At 61.9% G+C, this 3,193-nt stretch carries 5 protein-coding genes; 2 read left to right on the top strand and 3 right to left on the bottom strand.

Annotated features, from left to right (window positions below):
• Nucleotides 1–58 precede the first annotated feature (58 nt).
• The gene (locus B6S44_RS23230; RefSeq protein WP_129159265.1) at nt 59–835 is read left to right on the top strand and encodes an SOS response-associated peptidase; all 777 of its coding nucleotides are present in this window, start codon (nt 59–61) and stop codon (nt 833–835) included.
• A 292-nt stretch (nt 836–1,127) separates the two neighbouring features.
• Here the strand turns inward: B6S44_RS23230 and B6S44_RS23225 are convergent, their stop codons facing one another.
• The 3 genes from B6S44_RS23225 to B6S44_RS23215 form a co-directional block, all read right to left on the bottom strand.
• Nucleotides 1,128–1,337: a cold-shock protein gene (locus tag B6S44_RS23225; RefSeq protein ID WP_129159264.1), complete on the bottom strand. Its 210-nt coding sequence runs from the start codon at nt 1,335–1,337 to the stop codon at nt 1,128–1,130.
• Between the two features lie 170 nt (nt 1,338–1,507).
• Complete coding sequence (locus B6S44_RS23220) at nt 1,508–1,771, bottom strand: DksA/TraR family C4-type zinc finger protein (protein ID WP_129159263.1); 264 nt, start codon at nt 1,769–1,771, stop codon at nt 1,508–1,510.
• A gap of 101 nt (nt 1,772–1,872) precedes the next feature.
• Entirely contained in the window at nt 1,873–2,202 is a 330-nt protein-coding gene (locus tag B6S44_RS23215) for a hypothetical protein (protein ID WP_129159262.1), read from the bottom strand.
• A 639-nt stretch (nt 2,203–2,841) separates the two neighbouring features.
• Here B6S44_RS23215 and B6S44_RS30110 point away from each other — a divergent pair.
• A complete protein-coding gene (locus B6S44_RS30110; RefSeq protein WP_282568199.1) occupies nt 2,842–2,976 on the top strand; it encodes a hypothetical protein in 135 nt (44 codons plus the stop codon).
• Nucleotides 2,977–3,193 lie beyond the last annotated feature (217 nt).

Genomic DNA, 3,193 nt, shown 5'->3' with positions numbered 1-3,193 from the left:
GGAATGGGGGGGGGCCGTTCAAGGCGCGCTTCATCCGTCGGAGCCGGTGACGCGAGGCATGTGCAACCTCTACAGCCACAACGGCCCGGTGGACGCGATGCGCAAGCTGTTCGCGCCTTTACACGATGGCGGGGCGAATTTTGCCAACCTGCCGCCGCAGCCCAACATTAATCCCGACCGGCCTGCTCCGATCATTCGGAACGCTGAAGCGGGACCTGAGCTGGCCATGGTCCGCTGGGGTATGCCGTCCTCCCGCAAGGCTCTGTATGACGCAGCGAGCGAGCGCGCCGAGAAGCTGCGCGCGAAGGGCAAGCCGGTGGATTTTGAGGAGCTGGTGCGTCTGGAACCGGACCGGGGGACGACGAATATCCGGCGAACTGACAGCAAGCATTGGCTGCGCTGGCTAGGCGTCCAGAACCGGTGCCTCGTGCCCTTCACGAGCTTCAGCGAGTTCAACAAGTTTGAGGGCGGAGATGTCTGGTTCGCCTTTGGAGAAGAGCGCCCAACTGCGATGTTTGCTGGGATCTGGTGCCCTCAATGGACCAGCGTGCGCAATATCAAGGACGGCGAAGAGACCCTCGACCTGTTCGGGTTTCTGACGACGGACCCGAACGATGATGTTCGCACGATCCATCCCAAGGCCATGCCGGTAATCCTGACGACTCCGGAGGAATGTGCTGCCTGGATGACGGCGCCCTGGGACCAGGCGGTGTCGCTGCAGCGTCCCTTGCCGGACGGCTCGCTGTCGATTGTCGCCCGGGGCGCAAAGAAGGATGGCCCCCTGGATCTGCTTGCCGCTCAAGCTCAACGAGCAGAGCAGGTGACGCTGCTCTGATGGGCCATTGGGAGAAAACTGGCAGGGACAATGCCGCAGAGCGCGAGCGGCGGGCGAAGTGGCCACGGTGGCCGCGTGAGCCGCATCGCCATGGGAATCAAATTCGTCGCTGCGGGCTGGGTCGGGCTAGTGGCGATAGGCCTGCGGGCATTCGCCTGCTCTGAGGCAAAGACCGCGCTCGGCGCTGACTGCGTTAGTTACCGCAGCAATGAGAAGCAGAAAGCCCGACCTCAAGGGCCGGGCTCCAATCACGCTGCGCGTTGGACACGCCTGTCGCTGGGCACCACGCCCGTCACTTCGCCTTGAGGTTATCCGCCGACGACTTTCCGGATCGCTTGTCTGCGACTATCTCGTAAGAGATTGTCTGGCCCTCTTGCAAATCCCGCAGACCAGCTCGCTCGACAGCGCTGATATGGACAAATACGTCCTGGCCCCCATCGTCCGGTTGGATGAAGCCGAAGCCCTTTGTCGAGTTGAACCACTTCACAGTTCCAGTAGCCATGCCGCTCTCCCTCATTGCGTCAGTGAGAATGACGGGTGTCCCTTTTGGAGGCAAGTAAATCCGGGGCTGTTACAAACCTCGCTTTTTCGGTGCAATTGCGCGTCCCAAGCAGCGCACTCACGAAGCTTCACTTAGATGTGGCAGGGACTGACCTGTGTCCGCACAACCGATCACTTGAGCTGGCTATCCTCGCTGCCGCGGCGATTGATGCCGCCGAGGATGAGGCGGCGGTCGAGGCCAGATTGGCAATCGACACACGTGCGCGCGCTCGGCATCGCCTTGCGCCTGGCCTCAGGTATTTCCTCGCCACAAACCTGACAGTGAATTTCGCCAGGGCCAGTGGCCAACTTGGCGCGAGCCAGTCGCACCGCATCGGTAATGGAGTCGTCAATCTGATCTTGAACTGCCCCATCCGGAGCCCAGCCGGTCGCCATCGCCGAACCCTCCGCTCGATCCCAATAAATCAAGTTCGATGGCTTTGGTTCCCAGCACGGTGAGTGGATAGCCGTCGGGTAATCAGCGATCCGCGCCACGCTCAACTGCGACCGGCCGCAGGGCCGTCAGCGACGACCGTTTCAAGGTTGTCGGCCAGCACGCAGAACCGCCTCGTCAGCGAGGCAGCGATTTTCACGAGATCCAGCTGGCCGTCGATCAACACCGACTGCAGGTCGTGATTGTCGAAGTCGCCATCATCATCCCGCTTCGGGAGCTGCTTTTCGATCTCGCGATAGATCGCTTCAGCCAGCCGTTCGCAATCGCACGACATGCTCTTCAGGTTCCCGATTTCTGCCTTTCCAACAGATGGGATTGGGGAGTTCGAATGAAAGTCCCTGGGGGCGCATGGTGCAGGAAACCGTACTGGCAATACGCTTTCCGGCTCCTCCAGCGTACTCGCTGTGCGGCTGCCGAAACAGAGCTTCGTGGCGCGCGAATGGCTCTTTTCAACGCGAAATCGTCATGGAACACGGCCCGCGACCAGCGAAGTGATGAAAGTTCGAGGCAGAAATTGGCCGCGGCCTGGCGCAAGGCGACCGCCGATCAGATCCTCACCCCCGCCCCCGATCAAGCGGCTCTCTCATGGAAGCGGAGCGCGGTGAGGCGCCGCTGCCTGCCGATAACCAAGGAGGCAGCTGAAGCGGCAATTTGCGCCGATGAAGCCTTCCTCGCCGCTTACCCGGTCACGCGAGCGAAGAGCCGCCGCCTCTGTCTCCCCTGAACGCCCGTCCCTCACTTCCTAGAGGAGTGTTCTCCCACGTCTGCATTGAATCGTCGCGCGCTGATGGCGGCGGCATCGTCCGCCATCGCTTTGCGTGCCTGCGCACCATCCCCAGCACGAGCTTCCACGCCTGACCCGCTTGTCAGCCTTATCCTCGACTATCGGCATGAGGTCGAAGCCTTCAACAAATGGGCGAACGCCGCTGCGCACCAAGGACCGGGCAACGACCACCATGCAGCGGCGGCGAAATAGGAAGCTCTCCAGGAGGAGTTTTGGCCGCGTCCACCGATGCCAACGACCCCGGAGGGCGCTGCGCTCGCCTTGGAGGAGTTCGCAAGCTACTTCGGCACCTACGAACTGCGCGGCGAGGACCCACTCTTGCGGATTGCTATCGCCTTCCTGCGTGAGGGAGGTGCGGCATGAGCCCGCTCCGCATCAATCGTAGCAGGAGCAAGAGCAGGCCAGCTCGCTCCTACGGCGTGAAGCCCGTCAGCCTTCCGACGTACTCGTTCTATGGCCATCTGCCCGTCGTCTTCGTAGACGGGAACTTGGTCATCGGCCGGAGCGTCATTCCAATGGAGAGGCGCGCATGAACCGGCAAAAGCTATTCAACGAAGCACCGCTGGTAGGCGCGGCCGTT

It is taken from the genome of Allobosea sp. Tri-44, assembly GCF_004123845.1.
Taxonomy (GTDB): domain Bacteria; phylum Pseudomonadota; class Alphaproteobacteria; order Rhizobiales; family Beijerinckiaceae; genus Allobosea.
The sequence above is the reverse complement of the archived record's forward strand: the minus strand, read 5'-3'. Positions and strand labels throughout refer to the sequence as shown.